The sequence below is a fragment of the Sphingomonas sp. Leaf38 genome (genome assembly GCF_001421825.1).
Taxonomy (GTDB): Bacteria; Pseudomonadota; Alphaproteobacteria; order Sphingomonadales; family Sphingomonadaceae; genus Sphingomonas.
In genome coordinates this window covers 101,124-103,908 of the sequence record NZ_LMLD01000012.1, presented here as the reverse complement: position 1 = coordinate 103,908, position 2,785 = coordinate 101,124, and the positions used below count along the sequence as shown (strand labels likewise).

3 protein-coding genes are annotated in these 2,785 nt (G+C 65.5%); all 3 read right to left on the bottom strand.

Translation table 11 applies throughout. The features are described from left to right. Positions 1 to 97: 97 nt before the first annotated feature. Entirely contained in the window at positions 98 to 796 is a 699-nt protein-coding gene (locus ASE88_RS16015) for a 50S ribosomal protein L25/general stress protein Ctc (RefSeq protein ID WP_055880954.1), read from the bottom strand. 134 nt (positions 797 to 930) lie between these two features. Beyond that, positions 931 to 1,614 (bottom strand): prolyl hydroxylase family protein, encoded by a 684-nt coding sequence (locus tag ASE88_RS16010; protein WP_055880950.1) that lies wholly within the window; start codon positions 1,612 to 1,614, stop codon positions 931 to 933. Positions 1,615 to 1,714: 100 nt separating this feature from the next. After that, the gene (locus tag ASE88_RS16005; protein ID WP_082466609.1) at positions 1,715 to 2,704 is read right to left on the bottom strand and encodes an RcnB family protein; all 990 of its coding nucleotides are present in this window, start codon (positions 2,702 to 2,704) and stop codon (positions 1,715 to 1,717) included. Positions 2,705 to 2,785: the final 81 nt, after the last annotated feature.

Sequence of the window (2,785 nt, the reverse complement as noted above, 5' to 3'; positions counted from 1 at the left end):
ACAGCTTAGGCGCATAAAATAAAACGGGCGGGAAAGCCCTAGCCATCCCGCCCGTCCGATCAGAAAATCCTCATCCGAAGACGAAGGGCCGAAACCCTTAGTCCTTCTTCTGCGGCGTGATCTTATCGTCGTCGTTGTGATCGTCGTTAGGCTCGACCACGGGCTCTTCGTCCGAAGCAGCCTCGGCAGCCTGCGCCTCGGCGACTTCAGCCTCGAGCTCTTCGTCCTCGACGGTCGGCACGGTCGGCGGCACGATCGTGGCGATCGCGAAGTCGCGGTCGTCGATCGCGGGCGTTGCGCCCTTGGGCAGCTTTACGTCGCTGATGTGGATCGAATCGCCGATTTCCATGTCGGCGAGCGAAATCGTGATCTCGCTCGGGATATCCGATGCGTCGACGACCAGTTCGATCTCATGGCGCGTGATGTTGAGGACGCCCTTGCCCTTCTTGATGCCTGGCGCGTCGTCTTCGTCCGTGAACACGACCGGCACGGCGACCGTCACCGTCGAGTGCGCACCGATGCGCAGGAAGTCGACATGGATCGGGCGATCCGAAACCGGGTGGAACGAGACGTCCTTCGGCAGCGTCCGCACGCCGTTGACCATCACGATCGAGTTCATGAAGTGGCCGGTCATCAGCGCCTTCATCAGCGCCTTTTCCTCGAGGTGAACCGACATCGGCTCCTTGTTCAGGCCGTAGATCACGGCAGGCACGCGGCCATCACGACGCAGCGCCCGGGAGGCTCCCTTGCCAACCCGGTCACGCGTCTCGGCTGCGAGCGTCAACTGGTCGCTCATCTGTATTCTCCGAAACCCGTTTGTTGTCCTTCCCGCCCACGCCTCCAGGGATGACCATGGACCGGAAGCGCGGGCGCATAGCGGAGATTCGCGTAAAAAACAATCAGGTCGTCATGCGGAGGGGGCCGGCGCCGTCACTTGATCCATGGCCGCTCGCGGAACCACTTGGTCACGATATACTTCACGCCCTCCATGACCGGCATGCCCTCGTGCAGCGTCAGGCCGTTGGGGGTGCCGTCGGGGTTCATGTTGTTCCACGTGAGCAGCATGCCGCGTTTCGGGGCGATCTTGATGCCCGCCTGCGGGAACCAGGTCGCGCCGCCCTCGGGCACGTCGTTGAGGAACACCATCGCGGTCCAGGTGCGCTGGCCGCCTTGCTCCTGCATCTTGGCCCAATAGCTTTCGGATTCGTGGAAATAGTCGTGATGCGCGCGGAATTGCTGGCCGGGGGCGTAGCGCTGGCCCTGCATCGTCTCGCCGTGGAGCAGGTCGATCCCGAGCAAGGTCGCGATCGCCTCGTCGGTCGGCTGTACCTCGGGGGACCAGCGATCCATGTCGCAGCTCTCCGACGTGCGGAAGCTGCTGTTGGGGCGATCCGACAGCAGGGTCGACGGCCGCCGCTTCGAATCGATCATCGCGATCAGCTGCTTGCAGGTCTTGGGATCAAGGAAGTCGGCCTGGTAATAGAATTGGACCGTTGCCATCGCGATGCGCTGCACCGCCGGGTTGGCGTCGAGCCGGGCGGCGACCTGCGATCCGGCGGCCTGGCGGAGCGCCATGGCCGGATCGACCTTCTTGGCTTTTGAAAAGATACCCACGCCGCAGGATTTGGCGAACTCGTCTGGAAACGCAAGAGCCCCGCGGCGAGTGTATCGCCTCGGGGCTCTCCCCTGTTACTGCGTGACGGGCAGCCGGCGCCTACCAGAAGATGTCGTACACCGTGTCGACCACGCGGCCGCTGTCCAGATCGACCAGCAACGCGTCGTTGTAATAGCGCACCCAGCGATACGGACCGTACGCCTCGGGCAGGCGATAGGTGTACGGGTCCTGGATCCAGTAATTCTGGTTGTAGAGGATGCTGTTCAGCGAAAAGCCGACCCCGAAGCGTCGATAGCCCGAGCCCCAGCCGCTTGGCGCATAGTAGCGCGGGAGGCGATAAGCACCGCGGTTCGAGGCGCGGTAGTTGCTCCACGCATAGCGATTGTCATTACGCCAGCCGCGGTTCCACGCGCCACCCTGGTTGTAGCGGCCCGGGTTATAGCGGCCCTGGCTGTAACCCCGGTCATAGCCACCGCGGCCATAGCCCTGGACGGCGCCGTAAGCGCGGTTGGGCTGGCGGTTTTGGTAGCCGTCACGACCGCCGTTGCGCCAGTCGCCCCGGTTGTCGCCCCGACCATCATTACGCCCGTTATTACGCCAGTCGCCGCGTCCATTGCGGTCGAACTGGCCGCGGTCCGCCTGCTGATTGCCGCGATCGAGCCCGGGCTGACCTGGGCCGCGGTTCCAGTCGCCGCGATCCTGACCGGCTTGCAATCCGGGGCGATCCTGCCGGTTCCACCCCTGACCAGTACCGCGCTGGCCGTTCCACTCGGGCCGGCCGCGGCCATCGGGGCCGTCGCCGCGGATCTGGGCCTGGACGCCGAGGTCGGCGCGTTGCGGGCGTGGGCCCTGGTCGGGCGCGGCGGGGCGATCGGGACGCTGCTGGAACGCCTGGCCGTCGGGACGTGGTCCGCGATCGGGGCGCTGGCCACGATCCTGGCGTGGACCGTCGTTGCGGCCCCGGTCGCCCCGGTCGCCCCGGTCGCCGCGGTCCTGGTCGATCTGCTGCGCGGTGGCGGCGGTCGCCATCATGGTCGCCGGCACCAGGGCCGACGCCGCCATCAAGAGTTTAAGTAACTTGCCCGTCATCGCCGTGATCCTCGACTGCCGGCGCACGAGCCGGCTCCTATGATGGATCAGCTCTAGACCGCGCGGCGTGAGGCGACGCTG

Coding starts and splice junctions, on each gene's coding strand:
- ASE88_RS16005 (WP_082466609.1), bottom strand. CDS start 2,704: ATGACGGGCAAGTTACTTAAACTCTTGATGGCGGCGTCGGCCCTGGTG.
- ASE88_RS16015 (WP_055880954.1), bottom strand. CDS start 796: ATGAGCGACCAGTTGACGCTCGCAGCCGAGACGCGTGACCGGGTTGGC.